The sequence below is a fragment of the Pseudomonas sp. H1_A03 genome, assembly GCF_054685145.1.
Genome location: NZ_CP162829.1, coordinates 2,721,287 through 2,745,330 on the forward strand (window position 1 = coordinate 2,721,287; position 24,044 = coordinate 2,745,330).

Consider the following 24,044-nt stretch of genomic DNA (forward strand, 5'->3'; position numbering starts at 1 on the left):
GCTTTTGTAATAATTCCGGGGAGCTTCATATGCGTAAGGTTTTACTGTTGGCCGTGTTGGTCAGCCCCGTTGCCCTGGCGCAAAGCGTCAGTGTTGAAACCAACTCGTTGATGCGCCTGCCCAGCAGCACCAGCGTGTTGCAACTGGAGCGCCTGGACGTGGCGGACTACGGCACCTTGCTGGTGCCTTCCACCATCAGCCAAGTCACGGTGGATGAGTTGCACCTGGGGCGTGACGCCCGTATCGCCATCGTGCCCGGCGGCACCGCGCTGCAATTGCAGGTGCGCCATGCGCAGTTGGACCACGGCAGCCAGATCACCTCACGCGGCGCTCCCGGTACCCATGAAAAGCCGGCCAAGGCTGGGCGTGATTTGATCTTGCGCATCAATTCGCTGAACGCTGAAGAACTCTCGGTGGACGCCCGTGGCGGCGCCGGTGCCCAAGGTTATGCCGGGCTGGATGGTGCCAACGGTGAGGACCCGGGTTGCACCTGGGGTTCGGCGGGCCGGGGCTTCAATGGCGATAACGGCGGGGATGGTTTGCCCGGCGCGGCAGGTGCACAGGTGCGGGTTGAGTTGCCGCAGGACTTCCCCGCGCAGCAGATCAAGGTGTGGGTGGACGGTGGCCCCGGTGGCCTGGCGGGCACGGCGGGTAAACCAGGTCGCGGCGGCGAGTCCAAGGGCTGCCTGGTGTACCGCGCAGACGGTGGCGAGAAAGGCCGCCCAGGGTTGGAAGGGCAGCCGGGGCCTACGGGGCCAGCGGGTACAGTGACCATCCAACGCCTGTAGAAACCCCGTAGCAGCTGTCGAGCCCTGGCGAGGCTGCGTCCGCGGTGTATCTGACGCACCGCGGACGCAGCCTCGCCAGGGCTCGACAGCTGCTACGTCGATTCGCGAGGGTTTTAGAACATCGGTCGGGCCGAAGCAATTGCCACCACCCCCAACCCCACGATCAGATTGATTCCCACCAGCTTGCGAATCTGACCCAACGCAGCCGCACCCGCCGGCCAATCTTCAGCCGCCACTGCCGTGCGCAATTCCGGGAGTTTCAACGCCTGGATACGGATAAACAGCGCCGTCATCACCAGATACAACCCCATCATCACCTGCACATAGCGCGGTGCTGTCTCAAACCCGCTGAAGCGCAACTGCAACAGGCCAATGCCGCTGATCGGCAAAACCGCCACCGAGACCCACACCCAAACGAAAAAACGTTGAAACACATTTGCCCACAGCTTGAGCCGGGCAGGGCCTTCAAGCGCCGCCACAGCGGCGGGGCGCAGGATCATCCAGGCGAAAAACATGCCGCCGACCCAGATCAGGGCAGCCAGTACATGCAGGGTATAAACGAGGCTAAACACAGTCATTGAGGTACTCCGTTCTGCGCGGGATTAATTAGCGGGGTATGATAGCGGCCGATCCGAACCACTGAAAATTTATCCAGCGTTTTTTGCGCCCGACTATCCATGATCAGCACTGAACTCAAAACTACGATCCAGGGCGCCTACACGCGTTTTCTCGAAGCCAAGAGCTTGAAACCGCGCTACGGCCAACGCCTGATGATCGCCGAAGTGGCCAAGGTCCTCGGGGATATCGACACCGACGACGAAGGCCGGCGCAGTGGCGACCCCGCGATCGTGGCCGTCGAGGCCGGCACCGGTACCGGCAAGACTGTAGCCTACAGCCTGGCCGCGATCCCTACCGCCAAGGCCGCCGGCAAACGCCTGGTGATTGCCACCGCGACCGTCGCCCTGCAAGAGCAGATCGTCTACAAAGACCTGCCTGACCTGATGCGCAACAGCGGCCTGAACTTCACCTTCGCCCTGGCCAAGGGCCGTGGCCGCTACATGTGCCTGTCCAAGCTCGACGTGCTGTTGCAGGAAGGCCACGCGCAAACCGCCACCGCGTCGCTGTTTGAAGAAGAAGGCTTCAAGATCGAAGTGGATGAAGTCAGCCAGAAGCTGTTCACCAGCATGATCGAGAAGCTGGCCGGCAATAAATGGGACGGCGACCGCGACAGCTGGCCCACCGCGCTGGAAGACGCCGACTGGGCGCGCCTGACCACCGACCACAGCCAGTGCACCAATCGCCATTGCCCCAACTTCGGCCAGTGCGCCTTCTACAAAGCGCGCGAAGGCATGGGCAAGGTCGATGTGATCGTCACTAACCACGACATGGTCCTGGCCGACCTGGCCTTGGGCGGTGGCGCCGTGCTGCCTGACCCGCGCGACACCCTCTATGTATTCGACGAAGGCCATCACCTGCCCGACAAGGCCATCGGCCACTTCGCCCACTACACGCGGCTGCGTTCCACTGCCGACTGGCTGGAAACCACCGCGAAGAACCTCACCAAGTTGTTGGCCCAGCATCCGCTGCCCGGCGACCTGGGCAAGCTGATCGAACAAGTGCCGGAGCTGGCGCGGGAGATCAAGACCCAACAGCAATTCATGTTCAGCGCCTGCGAGCAGGTGGCTGACTTCAAGCCCGGTGAAGACGTCGAGGGCCGTGAGCGACCCCGTCATCGTTTCGTCGGTGGGTTGATCCCCGAACACATGCGCGAAATGGGCATCGAGTTAAAGAAGGGCTTCTCGCGCCTGACCGACCTGTTCACCCGCCTTACTGACCTGCTCAAGGAGGGCATGGACGGCGAGGTCAACATTGGCATCGCCAGCAACCAGGCCGAAGAATGGTATCCGCTGTTCGGCAGTCTGCTTTCCCGTTCCCAGGGCAACTGGGAGTTGTGGACCGCTTTCACCGTCGAAGACCCGGAAGACAATCCGCCCATGGCGCGCTGGCTGACCCTGTCCGAAAGCGGCGCACTGTTTGATATCGAGGTCAACGCCAGCCCGATCCTGGCGGCCGAGATGCTGCGGCGCAACCTCTGGAACGTGGCCTACGGCTGCCTGGTGACCTCGGCCACGCTGACCGCGCTGGGTACTTTTGATCGCTTCCGCATGCGCGCCGGCCTGCCGAAAAAAGCCGTTACGGCGGTAGTGCCAAGCCCGTTCCATCACGCCGACGCGGGTGTGTTGCGGGTGCCGGACCTCAAGGCCGACCCACGGGATGCACCCGCCCACACGGCCGCGATCATCCGCGACCTGCCGGAGCTGGTAGAAGGCTCGCGGGGCACCCTGGTGCTGTTCTCGTCACGCAAACAGATGCAGGACGTGTTCGACGGCCTCGACCGCGACTGGCGCAAGCAAGTGTTTATCCAGGGTAACCTGTCCAAACAGGAAACCCTGAACAAGCACAAGGCGCGGGTCGACGGTGGAGACTCCAGCGTGCTGTTCGGCCTGGCGAGTTTCGCCGAGGGTGTGGACTTGCCCGGTGCCTACTGCGAACACGTGGTGATCGCCAAGATCCCGTTTTCGGTGCCGGATGATCCGGTCGAGGCGGCACTGGCCGAGTGGATCGAAGCACGGGGTGGTAATCCGTTCATGGAAATCTCGGTGCCGGATGCTTCCTTGAAGCTGGTCCAGGCCTGCGGTCGCTTGCTGCGTACCGAAGAAGACCGGGGCACCATCACCTTGCTCGACCGCCGTTTGGTCACCCAACGCTATGGCAAGGCTATCCTCAATGCCTTGCCGCCGTTCAGGCGCGAAATTTCTTAAGCCACCGTGGGCGGATTCGCCCACTTCGTGGTCTATCTCAATTATGTCATCAGGCCATTCACCGGCCGTCTGGGAGAACCTTGCTCGTATGATTCGCACGCTGCCCGCTCTTTTTGCCCTGCTGTTTACCGCGCCCTTGATGGCCGCGCCCGCCGGGCAACAGACCTTGTTCAACTTTGTCCGGCCTGCCGATGTGGTCAAGGTGGCGACCCAGGACGCCAGCCTGCCGCAATACAACGCCGAACAGACCGCCGAAGGCGAAGTGCTGCGCCGCATCACCTTCAACCCGGCGGCCGAACCGAGCCTGGTGCTCAGCCCGCAGACCGGCACCTGGGACTGGGCGCAATCGAGCGCCATGAGCTTGCGTATCCAGAGTGCGATGGACTGGGCGTTAACCCTCTATGTCAAGGTGCAGAGCAGCGATGGCCGCACCCTGATCAGTCGCATTGACTTGCCGGCCGGTCCGGCCCAGACCTTGTTGATCCCGTTGCAAGCCAATTCGCCGTTGAGCCAGGGCATGAAGGCCGGCCCGCCGATGCCGATCACCGTGGACGGCCAGCGCGTATTGCTCGCCAGCAGCGCGGGTGAAATCGACCGCAGCCAGGTGGTTTCGGTGACCTTGTCGATGCTCAAGCCCAACGCCGCCCAGAGCATCTTGCTGGAGCGCTTTGGCGTGCAGGACAGCGCGCCTGTATTGAAGGCGGCCTACAGCGAGTTGGTGGATGCCTATGGTCAATCCACCCGGGCGCGCTGGCCGGAAAAAGTCAGCAGCGACGAGCAACTCAAAGCCGCTGCGGCCAAGGAACAACAGCAACTTCAGGGCTGGCTGGCCACGCGGGATAAGTCCGCCCTGGACCAGTACGGCGGCTGGAACAAAGGCCCGGCGTTCGACGCCAGCGGGTTTTTCCGCACCGAAAAACGCGACGGCCGCTGGTACCTGGTGACGCCGGAGGGGCATCCGTTCTACTCCCTGGGCGTCAATACTGTGGCCCCGGACAACAGCCAGACTTATGTGGCCGGGCGTGAATGGATGTTCGCGGCGTTGCCTAAAGGCGGCGAACCCTTCGACAAGTACTACGGCAGCGGCGACAACCGTACCGGTAACGGTGCAGGCGAAGGGCGTAGCTTTGGTGCCGGCCGTTGGTATGACTTTTACGGCGCCAACTTGCAACGCACGTATGGCGGTGACGGTTTCGACCAAAAACGCTGGGTCACCCATACCCTTGACCGCCTGCAAGCCTGGGGTTTCAACACCGTAGGCAACTGGAGCGACGAGGGTTTGACCACTGCCGATCGTGTGCCCTACACCTTGCCGCTGTCGATCGTCGGCGACTACGCCAGCATCAGCACCGGCACCGACTGGTGGGGTGGCATGCCCGACCCGTTCGACCCGCGTTTCGCCATGGCCACCGAACGCGCCGTGGCTATCGCCGCCCGCGATCACCGTGACGACCCGTGGTTGGTCGGTTTCTTTGCCGACAACGAGCTGGCCTGGGCCGGCCCCGGCGATGATGCTAAATCCCGCTACGCCTTGGCCTACGGCACCTTGCGCATGACCACCGACGTACCGGCCAAGCGCGCCTTCCTCAAACAACTGCGTGACAAGTACCGTAACGAAGAGGGCCTGTCGAAAGCCTGGGGCATCGAGTTGAAGGGCTGGGAATTGATGGAAGACCCGGGCTTCGAACCGCCGATTCCCAACCCTGAGCACCCGGAAATCGAAGCTGATTTCCGATACTTCCAGAAGACGTTTGCGGATGCCTACTTCAAGACCATCTCCGACTCGCTGAAATGGCACGCCCCCAACCAACTGCTGTTGGGCGGCCGGTATGCGGTCAGCACGCCGGAAGCCGTGGCCTCCTGCGCGCAGTATTGCGATGTGCTGAGCTTCAACATGTACACGCTTAAGCCGCAGGACGGCTATGATTTTGCCGCTTTGCGTGCGCTGGACAAGCCGGTGCTGATCACCGAATTCAACTTCGGCTCGGCCGACCGTGGGCCGTTCTGGGGTGGCGTGACGCAGTTGGCCAAGGAAGACGACCGTGGCGCGGCTTACGGCAACTTCTTGAAGCAGGCCATGGCCGAGCCGTCGATTGTCGGCGTGCATTGGTTCCAGTACCTGGACCAGCCGGTGACCGGTCGATTGCTCGACGGTGAAAACGGCCACTTTGGCCTGGTGGGCATCACCGACGTACCGTTCCAGGGTTTTGTTGAAAGCGTGCGCAAAAGTAACCTGGCGGCGGTCGATCAACTCGGCAAAGAGGCCGAAAAGGCCAAGGCGGCCGGTGCCGTGCGCGAAAGCGAAGGGGGCAGGGCCGGGCACGAAGGCAAAGGCCCGGGGCAGGGCGCCGGGCATGCCGGTGGGCACTCCGGAAATGGTCATTGATTGAGTGCTGACGGGTTCACAAAACCCACAAGGGCTGGAACAATGTCGGCCACTTTTTGCTGTGTTGTCCGAGGGTGTTCAGGTGCAGATCCAGGGTCATTACGAACTCCAGTTCGAAGCGGTACGTGAAGCCTTTGCCGCGTTGTTCGATGACCCCCAGGAGCGCGGGGCCGGGCTCTGCATCCAGATCGGCGGTGAAACCGTCGTCGACCTGTGGGCCGGTACCGCCGACAAGGACGGTAGCGAGGCCTGGCACAGCGATACGATCGTCAACCTGTTCTCCTGCACCAAGACCTTTACTGCCGTTACGGCCCTGCAGCTGGTGGCCGAAGGCAAATTGCAACTGGATGCACCGGTTGCCAACTACTGGCCGGAATTTGCGGCGGCAGGCAAAGAAGCCATCACCCTGCGCCAGTTGCTCTGCCACCAGGCCGGGTTGCCGGCGATCCGCCAGATGCTGCCTACTGAAGCCCTGTACGATTGGCAACTGATGGTCGACACACTGGCGGCCGAAGCACCGTGGTGGACGCCGGGCCAAGGCCATGGCTACGAGGCGATCACCTACGGCTGGCTGGTGGGTGAGTTGCTGCGTCGCGCCGATGGGCGCGGGCCGGGAGAGTCCATCGTGGCGCGGGTTGCACGGCCATTGGGGCTGGACTTTCATGTGGGCCTGGCCGATGAAGAGTTTTATCGCGTCGCGCATATAGCGCGCAGCAAAGGCAATAGGGGCGATGAGGCCGCACAACGTTTACTGCAAGTAATGATGCGTGAACCTGAGGCCATGACTACACGGGCTTTTGCCAATCCACCGTCTATTCTGACCAGCACTAATAAACCCGAATGGCGGCGTATGCAGCAGCCAGCGGCAAATGGTCACGGTAATGCACGTAGCCTGGCGGGTTTTTATAGTGGATTGTTGGACGGTAGTTTGCTGGAAGCCGACATGCTTGAACAATTGACCCGTGAACACAGTATCGGGCCGGATAAAACATTATTGACACAAACCCGTTTTGGCCTGGGCTGCATGTTGGACCAACCGCAGTTGCCCAACGCCACCTTCGGCCTTGGCCCGCGTGCTTTCGGGCATCCCGGCGCGGGTGGTTCGGTCGGGTTTGCCGATCCCGAGCATGATGTAGCGTTTGGTTTCGTGACTAATACATTGGGGCCTTATGTACTAATGGACCCGCGGGCGCAGAAGTTGGTCGGAATATTGGCCGGTTGTCTGTAAACCCCTTGCTGTTTCACGTTTTTTTGTTACAAAGGCAACTATAAGAAGACGCTGAACGAAATGACGTAACTTTAATGTTCTGTAAGCGTCTGTTTAACGGGTCACCCAGACCCCCGTTTCTTTTCTCATTTTGTGGATATCTCATGTTATCGAACAAGTCCTTGGCACTGGCCCTATGCCTCACTATTACCGGCTGCGCACAAACTCCACAAAATGATGCCGAGGGCGGGCATTGGTGGTCATTTGGATCTGATAAGGCCGCTACCAAGGACGCAGTGACCCAAACCGACGCCAAGCCGGATGCGAAGCCGGATGCCAAGCCCGCTGCGGGCGCCAAGCCTGCAGCACCAGTAGCGGCCGCCGCTGCTGCGCCAGCCCCAGCGCCAACCGCCAAGGCTGACACCGGCTCCAGCTGGTGGCCGTTCTCGTCCAAAAGCGCCGACGAAAAGGCGGCCGATGCCAAGGCTGACCTGAAAGCCGACCTCAAGGCCGCGGAGCCAGCACCTGCCGCCGCCCCAGTCGTCGCCAAGACCGACACCGACACCAAATGGTGGTGGCCTTTCGAAAGCAAACCTAAGCCATTGGCCAAGGTCGACGTGACCAACGTACCAATGCCTGATCCGAAAATCACTCAGGCCTGGCTGGACGACTATGAGCCACGCCTGCGCGCCGCCATCAAGGACAGCAACCTGCAACTGGAGCGTCGTGACAATGTGCTGGTGGTGATTGCCCCGGTAGACGGCTCCTACAACCCGAAACGCCCAGCGATGCTGCTGCCCGTCACCCTCGGCCCGTTCACCCGCGTTGCCAAGGCCGTTGAAGCCGATCCAAAGACCGCCGTACTGGTATTGGGCCACGTCGATGCCACCGGCACCGCCCCGGCCAGCCAGGCGCTGACCAAGGAACGTGCACAATCCATCGCCTCGATCTTCAGCCTCAGCGGCCTCAAGCAAGACCGCCTGATGCTGCGCGGCATGGGCGACCTGATGCCACGTGCCGCCAACGACAGCAACCAGGGTCGCGCCCTGAACCGTCGTATGGAAATCATGTTCACCCAGCGCACCACCATGCTGGCTTTGCTGAGCAAGTATCAGTCGGGCAAGACTCCACCTGTGGCTGAAATGGTTGCAGTACAGAACGTTCCAGCCCCGGCCCCGGCTGCGAAAGCCCCGGCCAAGAAAGCTACAGCCGCCAAGAAAGCCGCTGCCAAGCCAGCCGCTAAAAAAGCACCGGCCAAGCCTGCTGCCAAAAAGCCTGCTCCCGCCAAAGCCAAGGCCGCTGCACCGGCAAACGACCAGGCGAAAAACTGATCTGCTGAACCAGAAGGATAAAGCCGCATGACCCAGGCACTGGCCGATATGCGCCGTGACTACACACGGGATGGTTTGAGCGAGGCCCAGTCCCCGAGCGAGCCGTTTGCCTTGTTCCACCAGTGGTTTGCTGATGCGGTGACAACCGAGCAGCCCCCGGTGGAAGCCAATGCCATGACCTTGGCCACGGTCGACCAGGACGGTCGCCCGCACTGCCGCATCCTGTTGCTCAAGGGCCTGGATGCGCAGGGCTTTACCTTCTTCACCAATTATCAGAGTGCCAAGGGCCAACAGCTCGCGGCTCGGCCGTTTGCGGCCATGACCTTTTTCTGGCCGACCCTGGAACGCCAAGTGCGCATCGAGGGGCGGGTGGTCAAGGTCACGCCTGAGGAGTCGGACGCTTATTACCAGGTCCGTCCGCTGGGCAGCCGTCTGGGGGCCTGGGCGTCCCCGCAGAGCCAGGTCATCCGTGACCGCGAAGAACTGCAGGACCTGCTCAAGGCCACCGAACAGCGTTTCAGCGATACCCAGCCCGATTGCCCCGAGCATTGGGGTGGCTATCGTTTGCTGCCGGAGCGCATCGAGTTCTGGCAAGGTCGCGCCAGCCGCTTGCATGACCGCTTGAACTATCGCTTGCAAGGGGCCGACTGGACCCGCGAACGCCTGGCGCCCTGAGCCACACCTTTCGTCACCTCACCTGAATGTTGCCGATCACGCCGAAGTCTCTATCACAGAGGCTTCGGGCGTGTGCTGCTGCGCGGCTTTTTTCAACCAGAGCGGCAAATCGGACCGCCTGATTTTCAGCGCGCGAGCCTGCTCCAGCTGTTGCAGCATAAATGCGCGCTTGTGCAGGTCATTGCCCGCCAGCGATAGCGCCAGGTCACGGTCGATCCAGCGCCTGATACGCAGGTACAGCCAGCCGTGGAAATACAGGCCGGCAAGCGTTGTGACTACAATGATGAAGTAATCCATGGAGGTCCTGGCTAGGAGTGGAGTGCTACCGTTCGTCGAGTTTCCTGGTGCGGGCTGTCTGTACTCAGGCTGAATGAAAGCAATTTTCTGCGGCGCTTGCCGTGACAGGCGTCAAGCTGCAGCGTTTAATGAACACCTGTCCTTTGGAGTTGATGCTATGCGTAAGTCCGTTTTACTGGTTGCCTGCTTTACCACCCTGTCGTTGCTGCTGGGTGGCTGCGCCTCGAGTCTGACCGGCGACTCGTACTCCCGCGACGAAGCGCGTCGTGTTCAGACCGTGCGCATGGGGACCATCGAATCCCTGCGCCCCGTGAAAATCGAAGGCACCAAGACCCCAATCGGCGGCGCTGCTGGCGCAGTCATCGGCGGCGTTGGCGGCAGCGCTATCGGCGGCGGCCGTGGCAGCATCGTGACTGCCGTGATCGGCGCCGTTGCTGGCGGCCTGCTGGGCTCGGCCACCGAAGAAGGCCTGACCCGGACCCAGGGTGTGGAAATCACCGTACGCGAAGACGACGGCAGCATGCGCGCCTACGTGCAGGCTGTGCAGGAGAATGAAATCTTCCGCATTGGTGACCGTGTACGCATCATGACCGTTGATGGTACTAGCCGCGTTACGCGTTAAGCGCTGGTTGTAGAACTACAAAACCCCAGCCGGGTGACCGGCTGGGGTTTTTGGTTTTATGGGGTGTGGCCGGGTTGAACTGCAAAAAATGCAGGCAATAAAAAACCGCCTTAGTAGGGCGGTTTTTTATTGCGAACCCCATTATTCACGGGGCTGCGACTTCAAAGATGCATTGACCTGCAGCCGGGATAGTACCCCCGGTCACACTCTCATGCAAGGTTGAGAGAAAGTCGACGACGGCCATTCCTGAAGCTTTTCTGTTTCGATTTCTACTGCAAAAAATTGCAATAGATCTCATAAGCAATACTGGATATTTAACCACTTTTCGTCACACCTTTATTCGGGATATTCGTTAGGCTCCCCCCTGTTCTACGTTTGTTGCTTCTAGGCGAGCCGGGTACGCGCGCGAATTTTTGGACTGATCGCCACGGGCTAGTAATCCGTGCCGGATTCATGCGGGAAGCCCATCAACCCGGCCGCCTCAAAGATGCATTGACCTGCATCCAAAGGCTCACGTGTTCCGGTAAGTGCGCTGGAGGTAAGGCCCAACGTTAGGAGGGCCGAGTATGTCGAAGTTTGCACGACGTACGTGGAACCTCGTAGTGAATATCCTGCGTGTTTATCACGTGTGGGTATTCCTGCGGGACAGCTTCGATGACCTGTAAGGTCTGAGAAGTGGAGCCGCCTCGGTTTAATCCGAGGCGGCTTTTTGGTTTTAGGGGCTGTCAGTTCAAATCTGAAGTTACAGCCTTCTTGCGACTCGCCATTGCCGTCACCGCATAACCAATACACGCCGCCAATATCGAGCCGGTCAAAATTCCCATCCGGTCCTCCCCCGCGAACTCACTGGCACCCGGCACGAATGCCAGTGACCCCACAAACAAGCTCATGGTGAAGCCAATGCCGCACAGGATTGCCACACCAAACACCTGGCCCCAATTTGCGCCGTTCGGTAGGGCAGCAATGCCGGTCTTGATCGCCAGCCAAGTGAGCCCGAACACGCCGACAGTCTTACCAATCAACAGGCCCGCAGCGATGCCCATAGGCACATGGTGGGTGAAGCTTTCCAGGCTGACACCTGTCAGCGAGACCCCGGCGTTGGCGAAGGCGAACAGTGGCAGGATGGCGTAGGCCACCCACGGGTGCAGGGCGTGCTCCAGCGTGAGCAACGGTGACGGCTCGGCGTTCTTGGTGCGCATCGGGATGCAGAATGCCAACGTCACACCGGCGAGCGTCGCGTGTACGCCGCTCTTGAGCACACACACCCACAGGATCAGACCAATGATCAGGTACGGTCCAAGTTTGATAACACCCAGGCGGTTCATCGCGATCAGGGCAATCAAGCAGGCACCTGCACCTGCCAGGGCGGCGCCGGACAGGTCGGCGGAATAGAAAATGGCGATCACGATGATCGCGCCCAGGTCGTCAATAATCGCCAGGGTCATCAGGAACAGCTTCAGCGACACCGGTACGCGTTTGCCCAGCAGGGCCAGCACGCCGAGGGCGAAGGCAATGTCGGTGGCCATCGGGATCGCCCAGCCCGAAAGTGCCGCGGGGTAGTCCTTGTTGATCGCCCAGTAGATCAGCGCTGGCACCACCATGCCGCCGATGGCCGCTGCGCCGGGCAGCACCACTTGCGAGGGCTTTGACAGGTGGCCGTCGAGCAGCTCGCGCTTGACCTCAAGGCCGATCAGCAGGAAGAACAAGGCCATCAGGCCATCGTTGATCCAAAGCAAGGCGGGCTTGGCGATTTTCAACGCGCCAATCTGCGCCACTACCGGTACGTCGAGAAACGCGCTGTACAGGTGCGACAAAGGTGAATTGTTGACGATCAGGGCCAGGGCGGCTGCCGCGATCAACAACAGACCGCTGGCGGCTTCCAGCTGGAAGAAACGGGTGAAAGTGCTACGCAGAGGCAAGGGATGCTCTCCAATCCAGGTTCAATAGGTGGGTACCCTAACCCGTACCGTTGGTTGTTAAAACAAAAGTTATATTCTTATTTGTTATAAGCGGCGGTTTGCGTTGACGTTACGTCGAAGCCTAGCAATTACGCCCTCAATTGAGCCGGTACTGTATCTGTGTGGTGTGTAGGAAACCCCCTAAAATCAGGGCTTACACCTTTAGAGAAACTCTCCATGAACGACCAACGTCCCTGGGCCCGCGAAGCCATTCGTATCATTGAAGCAGACTTCCAGCGCAGCGCCGACACGCACCTGATTCCCTTGCCTCTGCCGGGGTTGCCGGGTATTGAGTTGTACTTCAAGGACGAGTCCAGCCACCCCACTGGCAGCCTCAAGCATCGGCTGGCTCGCTCGCTGTTCCTGTATGCGTTGTGCAACGGCTGGCTCAAGCCTGGCGCGCCGGTGATCGAAGCGTCCAGCGGGTCAACGGCGATTTCCGAAGCTTACTTTGCCGGTCTGCTCGGCTTGCCATTTATTGCGGTGATGCCGGCCACCACCTCCCAGGAAAAAATCGCGCAGATTGCTTTCTACGGCGGTAAAAGCCACCTGGTACAGGACCCGACACAGATCTATGCGGAGTCCGAGCGGCTGGCACTGGAAAGCGGTGGTCATTTCATGGACCAGTTCACCTACGCCGAGCGCGCCACCGACTGGCGTGCGAACAACAACATCGCCGAGTCGATCTTCCAGCAGATGCGTTTCGAGCAGCATCCGGAACCGAGCTGGCTGATCTCCAGCCCCGGTACCGGCGGCACCACAGCAACTCTCGGCCGTTATGTGCGCTATCGCCAGCATTGCACCCGTGTGTTGTGTGCCGATGCCGAACGCTCCGTGTTCTTTGATTTCTATCAGAGTGGCGACGCGAGTTTGCGCCTGGACTGTGGTTCGCGCATCGAAGGGATTGGTCGGCCACGGGTCGAGGCATCCTTTTTGCCAAAGGTGATTGATGCGATGGTCAAGGTGCCGGATGCGCTCTCGCTGGCGGCCATGCATTACCTTGCTGCACGGCTTGGACGGCGGGTCGGCGGTTCCAGCGGGACCAACCTGATTGGCGCGCTGGTGGCGGCGCAGCAGATGAAAGCGGCGGGGGAGTCGGGCTCGATCGTGGCGATTTTGTGTGATGGGGGTGAGCGGTATGCCACCACCTATTACGATCAGGCGTGGCTGGCGGGGCAAGGCTATGAATTGGTCGGGTTAATGGCGGCCGTTGCGGCCAGTGTGGAGCGGGGTGAGCCATTGCCCGAAACGATCTTGCGCGCAAATATCTGACCCGACACAACAACCAATGTGGGAGCTGGCTCGCCTGCGATTACAGACTGTCAGTCGCCGAATTTATCGACTGAACCATCACAATCGCAGCGATGCGGTGATCCGGCAAGCCAGCTCCCACCTTTGAATGGGGGCTGGCAGGGAGAGAATGTCAGGCCTCGATGCCCAACATATCTCGCGCCAACGCCTCGGCAATCCGAATCCCATCCACACCCGCTGACAGAATCCCCCCGGCATAACCGGCGCCTTCACCGGCCGGGAACAGGCCTTTCACGTTCAAGCTCTGCATCGATTCGTTACGGGTTATCCGCAGTGGCGACGAGGTGCGCGTCTCGATACCGGTCAACACCGCGTCGTGCAGCGAATAGCCCTTGATCTGTTTCTCGAACGCCGGCAACGCTTCGCGGATCGCCTCGATGGCGAAGTCCGGCAACGCCAGGGCCAGGTCACCGAGAGCAACGCCAGGCTTGTAGGACGGTTCCACACTGCCGATAGCGGTCGATGGCTTACCGGCGATGAAATCACCCACCAATTGCGCCGGGGCCTCGTAGTTGCTGCCGCCGAGGATGTAGGCGTGGGACTCCAGGCGTTCCTGCAACTCGATACCCGCCAGCGGGCCACCCGGGTAATCCACTTCGGGCGTGATGCCGACCACGATGCCGGAGTTGGCATTGCGCTCGTTACGCGAGTACTGGCTCATACCGTTGGTGACCACGCGGCCTGGCTCGGAGGTCGCAGCAACCACGGTACCGCCTGGGCACATGCAGAAGCTGTAGACCGAGCGGCCGTTCTTGGCGTGGTGCACCAGCTTGTAGTCGGCGGCGCCGAGTTTTGGGTGCCCGGCGTATTTGCCCAGGCGCGCGGCGTCGATCAGCGACTGTGGGTGTTCAATACGGAAGCCCACCGAGAACGGCTTGGCTTCCATGTAAACCCCACGGCCGTGGAGCATGCGGAAGGTATCGCGGGCGCTGTGGCCGAGAGCCAGGATCACATGCCTGGACAGGATCTGCTCGCCGCCATCGACCACCACGCCGTTCAACTGGCCGTCTTCGATCAGCACGTCGGTAACCCGCTGCTCGAAGCGCACTTCACCGCCCAGGGCGATGATCTGCTCGCGCATGTTCTCCACCACGCCGGTCAGGCGGAATGTACCGATATGCGGCTTGCTGACGTAGAGGATTTCTTCCGGCGCACCGGCCTTGACGAACTCGTGCAGGACTTTGCGACCGTGGAACTTCGGGTCCTTGATCTGGCTGTACAGCTTGCCATCGGAAAAGGTCCCGGCGCCGCCTTCACCGAATTGCACGTTGGATTCGGGGTTGAGCACGTTTTTGCGCCACAGGCCCCAGGTGTCCTTGGTGCGCTGACGCACTTCCTTGCCGCGTTCGAGGATGATCGGCTTGAAGCCCATCTGCGCGAGCAACAGCCCGGCGAAAATGCCGCACGGGCCAAAGCCCACGACGATTGGACGTTCTTTCAGGCCTTCCGGCGCCTGGCCGACCACGGTGTAGCTGACATCCGGCGCCGGGTTGACGTTGCGGTCATCAGCGAACTTGAGCAACAGGGCGGCTTCGCCTTTCACGTTCAGATCGATGGTGTAGATGAAACACAGCTCCGACGATTTCTTGCGGGCGTCGTAGCTGCGCTTGAACAGGGTGAAATCGAGCAGGTCATCACTGGCGATGCCCAGGCGCTGCACGATGGCAGGCCGCAGGTCTTCTTCGGGATGGTCGATGGGCAGCTTGAGTTCGGTGATTCGTAACATGACAGGATCCGGTAGGCGGCGGGCTCGGAGGCCGGCTGTTTTGCAAACCGGCGATTATAAGCCCCAAAGGCGGTTTCCCGTCATGTTAAAACAGCGCAGCGTGGAGTCAGTCGTCGCGTGAACCGCCGAACGACGCGCAACCGCGCTGTACCTGACCGTTGACGCGCAACTCGGCGGTCATGTGTTGCAGGCTGCCGCTCGCGCTGTCGATGCAACGTTGTGGGGCCACCCACAGTTCGACGCGCTGGTTGTTGGCTTCAGTCATCAGGTTGAAGCGGCCGTCACCGATCTGCTCTTCCACATAAGGCACTGCGAGTGGCGGCTGGCCTTCGCGCTCCAGTACCAGGCCCTTGGCGGTGACGTTCATTATCCAGGTCGGCTTGTGACCGTTGGCACGCAGGATCATGCGCTTGAAGTCCGGATCGTTGCAGGCCGAGGTCGAGCGTTCGACGCGATACAGCTGTTGCAGGTCCACGCTGCCCTGGGTGCCGCTGGCAACGCCGGAAAACTTGCCACGCAGGTCGGCAAACAACGCGCCTTGCTGGCCGGCCAGGGAGGCCGCTTCCTGCAGGATGCTGGTGCCTCCGGTATCGTTGACCACGTAGTTGCGCTTGTCGTTGCACGGCTGGAACAGCAGTTTGTCGCCGACCGCCGTGAGTTCGCCCTGCATGCGGGTCAGCCCGGCAAGAGAAGGCTTGGCTGGGTCGCTGTCGAACATCTGGCAGGCGGCGAACAGGGGAAACAAGGCAAGTAGAGTAAGGGTATGAGCGGCGCGCATTATCGGTCTCCAGACAAGTGCCGCCACGTTACGCAGGCTGGCGTTTCATCACAACCCCGGCTGCCAGCTTCAGTCAAATCTGACAGGTATCCGATTCAACCCACGATAAAGGTCTGACCGGTCTGTAAACCTTCAACACTTTTTGCGTAGGCCAGCGCCACGTCGGCGGCTGGAGCTGGTTTGTAGCCGCGGAAATATGGCGCGTAACTGTCCATGGCTTCCAGCAGGACCGTCGGGCTCACGGAGTTGATGCGCAGGCCGCGCGGCAATTCAATTGCCGTTGCTTTGACAAAGGCGTCAATGGCGCCGTTGACCAGCGCAGCCGAGGCGCCGGTGCGGATGGGGTCGCGATTCAGAATGCCACTGGTGAAGGTAAACGAGGCGCCATCGTTGGCGTATTCACTACCGATCAACAGCAGGTTGACCTGGCCCATCAGCTTGTCACGCAGGCCCAGCTCGAAATCGCTTTCGCTCATGTCGCCCAGCGCGACGAAGTTCACACGGCCCGCCGCACAGATCAGCGCGTCGAACTTACCGGTCTGTTCGAACAGTTGGCGGATCGACGCGCTGTCGCTGATATCCACCTGGAAGTCGCCGCTGCTGCGGCCGATGCTGATCACTTCGTGACGCTGAGCCAGTTCCGCCTTGACTGCCGAGCCGACGGTGCCGCTGGCGCCAATCAATAGGATTTTCATGGTGCTGTTCCTCCAAGGGTAAGTGAGGGTTCAGTGTAGAGTGGCTTTTTAGGCAGATAAACGTACTAATGGGCAACCTTTGGTTTTAAAATGGAAACAATCTATGAGCGAAATGGATGACTTGGCGGCCTTCGCCGTGCTGATCGACGCCGGAAGTTTTACCGTGGCCGCGGAGAAACTGGGCTGTAGCAAAGGGCAGTTGTCCAAGCGAATCAGCCAGCTGGAAGCACAGCATGCCGTGGTGCTGCTGCACCGCACGACGCGCAAGCTCAGCCTGACTGCAGCCGGTGCGGCATTGCTGCCCCAGGCTCAGGCATTGGTGGTGCAGGTGGATCGCGCCCGTCAGGCGTTGGCCCGGCTAAAGGACGATCTGGCCGGGCCGGTGCGTATGACGGTTCCGGTCTCCTTGGGCGAAACCTTCTTCGATGGCTTGTTGCTGGAGTTTTCCAAGCAGTACCCGCAGGTGCAGATCGAGCTGGAGCTCAACAACAATTACCGCGACCTGGCGCGGGATGGCTTTGATTTGGGGGTACGCTCAGGCGCGATTGAAAACGAGCGCCTGGTGGTCAAGCCTCTGCTGGCCTGGCATGAAATGACCTGCGCCAGCCCGGCGTACCTTGAGAAGCATGGCGAACCAGAGACGCCGGCCGATTTGGCCGCCCACACCTGCCTGCTCAACAGCCACTACAGCGGCCGTGAAGAGTGGTTGTACCACCAGCAGCACGAATTGCTGCGGGTGCGGGTCAGCGGTACCTTTGCCTCCAATCACTACAATTTGTTGAAAAAGGCCGCGTTAGTGGGCGCTGGTATCGCGCGCCTGCCGTCCTACGTTCTGCCTGCGGAATTGGCTGACGGCCGCTTGCGCTGGCTCCTGCGTGATTATCAGACGCGGAGCATGCCAATGTACCTGGTGCATCCCTACCAGGGCGGCCTGCCGCGTCGCACCCAGGTGCTGGCTGACTACTTGGTGGACTGGTTCAAGCGCAGCGGCGAGGCCCTCGACCGACTCTAAGCGTAGCGACGCGCGATCAAGTGATCGATGGACAGGCGCCCCGGTCCTTTGGCTACGAGTAGCAACAGCAGCGCAATCCAGGTGCCATGGGTCGGGTAGGCGTCCGGGTAGACGAACAGCTGAATCACCAGGGTCATGCCGATCAGGGCCAAGGCCGAGAAGCGCGTGGCGAAGCCCACCAGGATCAACACTGGGAAGAAGTGCTCGGCAAACGCCGCCATATGCGCCGCCACCTCCGGTGATAGCAGCGGCACGTGGTATTCGCTGCGAAACAACGGCAATGTCGAGGCGGCCAGTTTCGGTTCGCCCAGTTGGAAGGTGCCGCTGACCAAATCAATGACGAATCCTTCGACCTTGGTTTGCCCGGATTTCCAGAACACCGCAGCAATCGAAAAACGCGCAAGAAAGGCAGTCAAGCTGTAAGGGATTTGTTCGAAAAGCGCGATGGCCCGATTGATCAGGCCTGATGGACGAGTGTTCATGGCGATACCTTTTGTTCTGGATGCAAATGAGTAATGGCGTTGTGGCTGATCAGCAGCGTCAGGCATTGGTGCAGGTCGAACTCGGCCGCTGCGTCAAGCGCATGCTCCACGGCTTTTTCTAAGGTATTGCCATGGGCGAGGCTGTTGATAAACGCCACTGAGCCACTGTCGGTGGCAAATACCCTGACCTCCAGCCCCTGACGTATTACCAGCGCACTCTGGGCGTGCCAGGGATTCAGGGTGGCCAGGCCGCCTTCGGTCTGGTGCGCGGCCCATACCGCCACCACCGCGTAGGCAGAATTCAAGGTGGCAAGGGAGGGATGCAGCTGCAGGCGCAATTTCCCCAGGGCTGTTTGGCCTTGCAGTGCTTGAAGAACAGTCGGTTGGTCGAGTGGCTGGGTGTCCGCCGCGTGATAAGCGCGCACACGCAGTCGTTCCAAACGCGCCATATCGGCTAGGTAGGGCACGCTGGCGGCGGGCTCAAAGTCCTGGATAAATGCGGCGAGCGCACTGCCGTACCCGCTGATCAGCGGGCTGGTGGGTGGGCAAGCCTGGATAAACAGGCCGGTCATCGCACGGAAGAAGTCCTCGCCCACCAATTGCAATGTCACGGGGTAGGCCGTTGCGAGTGCGTTGATCAACGAGCTGTGCACATTGTTGCGATACACCGCAAAACGACTGCTCGGGTCGGCACCGTTGCTGCTGTACAGGCCATTGGGGCACGCCTGGTTCGGCGCCAGCAGCGCTGCGGCAAAGTCGTCATGAAGGCTCATGAAGTCACCTGCGACAGGTGCCATTGAGCCTGTTGAGCCTCGGCCAGCAATACACTGAGCGCGGGCACTTGGTTGTCCCGTTCGATCAGCGTGGCTATTGGGCCTACGTGCGCCAATACTTTTTCGTACAGCTGCCATACGGCGTTATCGATAGGCGCGCCGTGATCGTCGATCAACAAGCGATCACCGAGGCTGTCAGTGTCTTCGGCAAAACCGGCCAGATGAATCTCGCCCACCGCATGCATCGGCAGGCGGTCGATGTAGGCAACCGGATCGCGTTGATGGTTGATGCACGACACATAGACGTTATTCACGTCCAACAGCAAACCGCAGCCAGTACGGCGGATGATCTCACTGATGAAGTCGGTCTCATCCAGGGTTGAGCGCTGGAATTGCAGGTAAGTCGACGGGTTCTCCAGCAACATTGGTCGCTTGAGGGTATTTTGCACGTGGTCAATGTGTTCGCACACCCGTTGCAGGGTCGCACTGTCATAGGCCAAGGGCAGCAGGTCATTGAGAAACACCGGGCCGTGGCTTGACCAGGCCAGGTGTTCGGAAAAAGAGTGGGGTTGATAGCGTTCGATCAGCGTTGCCAGCCGTGCAAGGTGCTCACGGTCCGGCGGGCCTTCTCCGCCGATGGACAGGCCTACGCCGTGCAATGACAGCGGGTACTGTTCGCGGATCAACCCCAGGTAGTAATGAAACGGGCCGCCATCCACCATGTAGTTTTCGGCGTGCACTTCAAAAAAACCGATGTCGGGCGAGGTCTCCAGCACTGCAATGAAGTGCTCATGCTTGAGCCCCAGCCCGGCCCGGCGTGGGAGGCCGGGCGCCTGAGCCTGGGAGACGGCTTGCAGGGATGAAAGAGTCATCATCAGTACTCAGGTTTTTCGAGGATCAGGACTTGGCAGTGAAGGCTGCTTCCTGGCCGAAGCCGGTCGGCGAGGTGGAGCTTGGGGTCTTGAGGCAGGTGCCGGCCGGAACCAGTTTCCAGGCGTTGGCCTGGTCCTTGGTTTTCGAGGTGCCGGCGCAGGAAGTGCCAGCACCTGCGGCGCAATCGTTCTTGCCGGCTTCGGCGACACCGAAGCACTTTTGCATGTCGTCGGCGGCGTGAGCGGTGGTGGTCAGGGCCGACAGGCTCAGCGCGGAACCGAGGGCCAGGACGAGGGTGGCAGCGGACAGTTTGGTGGTCATGGTGTCTCTCCAGTGGGGTGGGTTGGCGGGCTTGAATGCCTGCTTGTACCACTAGAGAGAGGGGGGTGGGGTTCGTTACAAATCAGCCGAAAATAGTTTCAAGCAACGCCATTCCAGAGATCACACGAAGCAAATGTGGGAGCTGGCTTGCCTGCGATGGCATCACCTCGGTGTGACTGATACACCAAGGTGATGCCATCGCAGGCAAGCCAGCTCCCACACAGGCCTGCACACACATTGAAAGCTGATCAGCCGCCGAGGTATGCCTCGCGCACCTTAGGGTCCGTCAACAACTGCTCGCCCGTACCCTGCATCACCACCCGGCCGTTTTCCAGCACGTAGGCACGGTCAGCAATCTTCAGCGCCTGGTTGGCGTTCTGCTCCACCAGGAACACCGTCACACCGTCCTTGCGCAGTTGTTCGATGATGTCGAAGATCTGCTGGATGATGATCGGCGCCAGGCCAAGCGAAGGTTCGTCGAGTAGCAACAGCTTGGGCTTGCTCATCAGCGCCCGGCCGATGGCGAGCATTTGCTGCTCGCCGCCGGACATGGTGCCGCCGCGCTGGCTGAAGCGTTCCTTGAGCCGAGGGAACAGGTGCAGCACCTTGTCCATCTGCTCCTGGTAGTCGCCCTTGTCGGTGAAGAACCCGCCCATGGCGAGGTTCTCTTCGACGGTCAGGCGCGAGAACACGCGACGGCCTTCCGGTACTACCGCAATGCTCTTGCGCATGATCTGCGACGACTGCTGGCCCACCAGTTCTTCACCCATGTAGCGGATGCTGCCGCTGTGGGCCTGCGGTGAACCGCAGAGGGTCATCAGCAAGGTCGACTTGCCGGCACCGTTGGCGCCGATCAGCGTCACGATCTCGCCTTGGCGCACTTCCACGTTGACGCTGTGCAGGGCCTGGATCTTGCCGTAGAAAGTGGAAACGTTTTCGAATTGCAGCATTTTACGCTTCCCCCAAATAGGCTTTGATCACTTCAGGATTGTCGCGGATCTGCTCCGGTGTCCCGTTGGCCAAAGGCGTGCCCTGGTTGATCACCACGATGTGGTCGGAAATGCTCATGACCAGTTTCATGTCGTGTTCGATCAACAGCACGGTGGCGTTGTTTTCTTCACGCAACACGCTGATCAGCGCTTTGAGGTCTTCGGTTTCCTTGGGGTTCAGGCCGGCGGCCGGTTCGTCGAGCATGAGGATCCGCGGGCGGGTCATCATGCAGCGGGCGATCTCCAGGCGACGTTGCTGACCATAGGCCAAGGTGCCGGCGGGGCGGTTGGCAAACTCGGTGAGGTTGACCTTGTCCAGCCAGTACTCGGCGTACTCCATGGCCTCGCGTTCGCTCTTGCGGAACGCCGGGGTCTTGAACAGGCCCGCGAAGAAGTTGGTGTTCAAGTGACGGTGCTGGGCGATCAGCAGGTTCTCGACCGCCGTCATGTCCTTGAACAACCGCACGTTCTGGAAGGTCCGCACCACGCCCTTGCGGGCAATCTCGTGACCGGCCAGGCCCTGGATCGGCTGGCCGTCCAGCAGGATGCTGCCGCCACTCGGCTTGTAGAAACCGGTGAGGCAGTTGAACACCGTGGTCTTGCCGGCGCCGTTCGGGCCGATCAACGCTACAACCTGTTTCTCTTTCACGGTCAGGGCCACGCCGTTGACCGCCAGCAAACCGCCGAAACGCATGCTCAGATTTTCGACTTTCAGGATCTCGCGGCTCATTTGCGCAGCTCCATGTGTGGACGTTGCATGGGCAGCAGGCCTTGAGGACGCCAGATCATCATCAGCACCATCATGGCGCCGAACATCAACATGCGGTATTCGCTGAACTCACGCATCATTTCCGGCAACAGGATCATCACGATCGCGGCCAAAATCACACCCAGTTGCGAGCCCATGCCACCCAGTACCACGATGGCGAGGATGATCGCCGACTCGATGAAGGTGAACGACTCCGGCGTCACCAGACCTTGGCGAGCGGCAAAGAAGCTACCGGCGAAACCGGCGAATGCAGCACCCAGGGTAAAGGCGGAGAGTTTGATGATGGTCGGGTTCAGGCCCAGTGCACGGCAGGCGATCTCGTCTTCGCGCAATGCTTCCCAAGCGCGGCCTATCGGCATGCGCAACAGGCGGTTGATCACGAACAAGGCTGCCAGTGCCAGCAACAGCGCCACCAGGTACAGGAACACCACTTTGCTCACCGGGTTGTAGGCAATCCCGAAGTACTCGTGGAACGTCTGCATGCCCTCTGCGGCGGTGCGGTCGAACGACAGCCCGAAGAAGGTCGGCTTGGGGATGCTGCTGATGCCGTTGGGGCCGCCGGTGATATCGGTGAGGTTACGCAGGAACAAGCGGATGATTTCACCGAAGCCCAGGGTCACGATGGCCAGGTAGTCACCGCGCAACCGCAATACCGGAAAGCCCAGCAGGAAGCCGAACGTGGCCGCCGCCATGCCGGCCAGCGGCAGGCAGATCCAGAAGCTCCAGCCCAGGTAGTGCGACAGCAGCGCGTAGGTGTAGGCACCCACCGCATAAAAACCCACATAACCCAGGTCGAGCAGGCCGGCCAGGCCCACCACGATGTTCAGGCCCAGGCCCAGCAACACGTAGATCAGGATCAGGGTGGCGATGTCGACCGCGCCGCGCGAGCCGAAGAACGGCCAGATCAACGCGGCCACGATCAGGCCGATGATGATGTAGCGCTGGGTGCGCGGTAGGGTCAGGAATTGGCTGACCTTGGGCGACACCAACGGCGCACGGTTGCCCTTGAGCAAGGCGCCGACCTGCTGGGTGAACAGCACGCGCAGGAACATCAGCACCGAACACAGGGCGATGATGGTCAGGGTCACGGGACCGGTGCCATGCACTTCCAGGTTGATGCCGACAATGCTCAGCTTGAGGCCGAGTACCGGGAAGGCCACGGCCCACACCAGCAAGGCGCTGAAAAACGCCGATTTAAGATATCTGCTCATACTTTCTCAACCTCCGGACGGCCCAGGATGCCGGTCGGACGGAACAACAGCACCAGAACCAACAGGCCGAACGCCACGACGTCCTTGTACTGGTCGCCGAAGATATCGGCGCCAAAGGCTTCGGCCACGCCCAGCACCAGCCCGCCGAGCATCGCGCCCGGGATGCTGCCGATGCCGCCCAATACCGCCGCGGTAAAGGCCTTGAGGCCTACCAGGAAGCCGGCGTTAGGGTTGATCACGCCGTACTGCATGCTCAGCAGCACCGCCGCGACGGCCGCCAATGCGGCGCCGATCACGAAGGTCAGGGCGATGATGTTGTTGGTGTTGATGCCCAGCAGGTTGGCCATCTTGATGTCTTCGGCGCAGGCCCGGCAGGCGCGCCCCAGACGGGAGCGAGAGATGAACAGGGTCAGGCCCAGCATGGCCACCAGGGTGACGACGAAGACCAGGATCTGCATATACGAAATCAGCACTTCTTGTGCGCCACCTGGGCCGAAGGAGAAGCTCCCCGGAATCAGGTTGGGAATGGACTTGTCCTTGGAGTCCTGGGACAGCAATACGGTGTTCTGCAGGAAAATCGACATGCCGATGGCGGAAATCAGCGGGATCAAACGGTTGCTGCCACGCAAGGGGCGATAGGCAACGCGCTCGATACTGTAGCCATAGGCACTGGTCACGACGATCGACGCAAGGAACGCGGCGGTCATCAACAGCGGCAGGGAATGGATACCCATCATGGCCAACCCGGCAAGGGCGATAAAGGCCACGTAGGAGCCAATCATGTACACCTCGCCATGGGCGAAGTTAATCATTCCAATGATGCCGTAAACCATTGTGTAGCCAATGGCTATCAAGGCATAGGTGCTGCCAATGGTCAGGCCATTAACCAGCTGTTGGAAAAAATGATAGATCTCAGGCATTACAGCGCTCCTAAAAACCCGATACGCATTTCACTGGTGGAGTCATTTCCGGCCTGTGCCCTGTTCTGTGAGCAGGTTGCACAAAGCGTTTGCCAGCG

General features: G+C 60.6%; 23 protein-coding genes. 9 read left to right on the top strand and 14 right to left on the bottom strand.

Annotated elements, in window-relative coordinates; translation table 11 throughout:
* Window positions 1-29 precede the first annotated feature (29 nt).
* Window positions 30-788, top strand: coding sequence for a collagen-like triple helix repeat-containing protein (locus AB4O35_RS12530; RefSeq protein ID WP_065872410.1), 759 nt, complete (start codon window positions 30-32; stop codon window positions 786-788).
* Between the two features lie 113 nt (window positions 789-901).
* Here AB4O35_RS12530 and AB4O35_RS12535 read toward each other — a convergent pair whose 3' ends face one another.
* Window positions 902-1,366: a CopD family protein gene (locus tag AB4O35_RS12535; RefSeq protein ID WP_065945389.1), complete on the bottom strand. Its 465-nt coding sequence runs from the start codon at window positions 1,364-1,366 to the stop codon at window positions 902-904.
* Between the two features lie 99 nt (window positions 1,367-1,465).
* Here AB4O35_RS12535 and dinG point away from each other — a divergent pair, with 99 nt between their 5' ends.
* The 5 genes from dinG to pdxH all read left to right on the top strand — a co-directional run bounded on the left by dinG (window position 1,466) and on the right by pdxH (window position 9,209).
* Entirely contained in the window at window positions 1,466-3,610 is a 2,145-nt protein-coding gene (gene dinG / locus AB4O35_RS12540) for an ATP-dependent DNA helicase DinG (RefSeq protein WP_065880050.1), read from the top strand.
* A gap of 88 nt (window positions 3,611-3,698) precedes the next feature.
* Entirely contained in the window at window positions 3,699-5,996 is a 2,298-nt protein-coding gene (locus AB4O35_RS12545) for a beta-galactosidase (protein WP_065880049.1), read from the top strand.
* Window positions 5,997-6,078: 82 nt separating this feature from the next.
* Entirely contained in the window at window positions 6,079-7,224 is a 1,146-nt protein-coding gene (locus AB4O35_RS12550) for a serine hydrolase domain-containing protein (protein WP_065880126.1), read from the top strand.
* A gap of 143 nt (window positions 7,225-7,367) precedes the next feature.
* Window positions 7,368-8,534, top strand: a complete 1,167-nt coding sequence (locus AB4O35_RS12555; RefSeq protein WP_083207064.1) for an OmpA family protein — start codon at window positions 7,368-7,370, stop codon at window positions 8,532-8,534.
* Between the two features lie 27 nt (window positions 8,535-8,561).
* Entirely contained in the window at window positions 8,562-9,209 is a 648-nt protein-coding gene (pdxH, locus tag AB4O35_RS12560) for a pyridoxamine 5'-phosphate oxidase (protein WP_065945390.1), read from the top strand.
* A 36-nt stretch (window positions 9,210-9,245) separates the two neighbouring features.
* Here the strand turns inward: pdxH and AB4O35_RS12565 are convergent, their stop codons facing one another.
* The gene (locus tag AB4O35_RS12565; RefSeq protein WP_065872404.1) at window positions 9,246-9,506 is read right to left on the bottom strand and encodes a hypothetical protein; all 261 of its coding nucleotides are present in this window, start codon (window positions 9,504-9,506) and stop codon (window positions 9,246-9,248) included.
* A 157-nt stretch (window positions 9,507-9,663) separates the two neighbouring features.
* On the opposite strand from AB4O35_RS12565, the gene AB4O35_RS12570 reads away from it, so the two are divergent.
* Entirely contained in the window at window positions 9,664-10,128 is a 465-nt protein-coding gene (locus tag AB4O35_RS12570; RefSeq protein ID WP_003189251.1) for an outer membrane lipoprotein, read from the top strand.
* A gap of 725 nt (window positions 10,129-10,853) precedes the next feature.
* Here AB4O35_RS12570 and nhaA read toward each other — a convergent pair.
* Entirely contained in the window at window positions 10,854-12,047 is a 1,194-nt protein-coding gene (nhaA, locus tag AB4O35_RS12575) for a Na+/H+ antiporter NhaA (RefSeq protein WP_065872403.1), read from the bottom strand.
* 216 nt (window positions 12,048-12,263) lie between these two features.
* On the opposite strand from nhaA, the gene AB4O35_RS12580 reads away from it, so the two are divergent.
* Window positions 12,264-13,358 carry a PLP-dependent cysteine synthase family protein gene (locus AB4O35_RS12580; RefSeq protein WP_065872402.1) on the top strand — a complete coding sequence of 365 codons (1,095 nt, stop codon included), beginning with the start codon at window positions 12,264-12,266 and terminating at the stop codon, window positions 13,356-13,358.
* Between the two features lie 151 nt (window positions 13,359-13,509).
* Here AB4O35_RS12580 and AB4O35_RS12585 read toward each other — a convergent pair whose 3' ends face one another.
* From AB4O35_RS12585 to AB4O35_RS12595, 3 genes are all read right to left on the bottom strand, one after another.
* A complete protein-coding gene (locus tag AB4O35_RS12585) occupies window positions 13,510-15,123 on the bottom strand; it encodes an NAD(P)/FAD-dependent oxidoreductase (protein WP_065945391.1) in 1,614 nt (537 codons plus the stop codon).
* A 106-nt stretch (window positions 15,124-15,229) separates the two neighbouring features.
* On the bottom strand, window positions 15,230-15,901 hold the full coding sequence (locus AB4O35_RS12590) for a COG3650 family protein (protein ID WP_065872400.1): 672 nt from the start codon (window positions 15,899-15,901) through the stop codon (window positions 15,230-15,232).
* 95 nt (window positions 15,902-15,996) lie between these two features.
* The gene (locus AB4O35_RS12595; RefSeq protein ID WP_065872399.1) at window positions 15,997-16,596 is read right to left on the bottom strand and encodes a short chain dehydrogenase; all 600 of its coding nucleotides are present in this window, start codon (window positions 16,594-16,596) and stop codon (window positions 15,997-15,999) included.
* Between the two features lie 103 nt (window positions 16,597-16,699).
* Here AB4O35_RS12595 and AB4O35_RS12600 point away from each other — a divergent pair, with 103 nt between their 5' ends.
* On the top strand, window positions 16,700-17,608 hold the full coding sequence (locus AB4O35_RS12600; RefSeq protein WP_065872398.1) for a LysR family transcriptional regulator: 909 nt from the start codon (window positions 16,700-16,702) through the stop codon (window positions 17,606-17,608).
* Here AB4O35_RS12600 and AB4O35_RS12605 read toward each other — a convergent pair.
* The 8 genes from AB4O35_RS12605 to livH all read right to left on the bottom strand — a co-directional run bounded on the left by AB4O35_RS12605 (window position 17,605) and on the right by livH (window position 23,946).
* Entirely contained in the window at window positions 17,605-18,090 is a 486-nt protein-coding gene (locus tag AB4O35_RS12605) for a DoxX family protein (protein ID WP_065872397.1), read from the bottom strand. The genes AB4O35_RS12600 and AB4O35_RS12605 overlap by 4 nt on opposite strands.
* Window positions 18,087-18,863, bottom strand: a complete 777-nt coding sequence (locus AB4O35_RS12610; protein ID WP_065872396.1) for an HvfC/BufC N-terminal domain-containing protein — start codon at window positions 18,861-18,863, stop codon at window positions 18,087-18,089. The genes AB4O35_RS12605 and AB4O35_RS12610 overlap by 4 nt, the downstream gene beginning before the upstream one ends.
* Window positions 18,860-19,738: an MNIO family bufferin maturase gene (gene bufB, locus AB4O35_RS12615; RefSeq protein ID WP_065945392.1), complete on the bottom strand. Its 879-nt coding sequence runs from the start codon at window positions 19,736-19,738 to the stop codon at window positions 18,860-18,862. Before bufB ends, AB4O35_RS12610 begins: the two co-directional genes overlap by 4 nt.
* Window positions 19,739-19,760: 22 nt before the next feature.
* Entirely contained in the window at window positions 19,761-20,057 is a 297-nt protein-coding gene (locus tag AB4O35_RS12620) for a BufA1 family periplasmic bufferin-type metallophore (protein ID WP_012722651.1), read from the bottom strand.
* Window positions 20,058-20,305: 248 nt separating this feature from the next.
* Window positions 20,306-21,007 carry an ABC transporter ATP-binding protein gene (locus AB4O35_RS12625; RefSeq protein ID WP_010212366.1) on the bottom strand — a complete coding sequence of 234 codons (702 nt, stop codon included), beginning with the start codon at window positions 21,005-21,007 and terminating at the stop codon, window positions 20,306-20,308.
* 1 nt (window position 21,008) lies between these two features.
* On the bottom strand, window positions 21,009-21,776 hold the full coding sequence (gene livG / locus AB4O35_RS12630) for a high-affinity branched-chain amino acid ABC transporter ATP-binding protein LivG (RefSeq protein WP_010212365.1): 768 nt from the start codon (window positions 21,774-21,776) through the stop codon (window positions 21,009-21,011).
* Window positions 21,773-23,026, bottom strand: coding sequence for a high-affinity branched-chain amino acid ABC transporter permease LivM (locus AB4O35_RS12635; RefSeq protein WP_065873280.1), 1,254 nt, complete (start codon window positions 23,024-23,026; stop codon window positions 21,773-21,775). The genes livG and AB4O35_RS12635 overlap by 4 nt, the downstream gene beginning before the upstream one ends.
* Entirely contained in the window at window positions 23,023-23,946 is a 924-nt protein-coding gene (gene livH, locus AB4O35_RS12640) for a high-affinity branched-chain amino acid ABC transporter permease LivH (protein WP_003231100.1), read from the bottom strand. Before livH ends, AB4O35_RS12635 begins: the two co-directional genes overlap by 4 nt.
* Window positions 23,947-24,044: the final 98 nt, after the last annotated feature.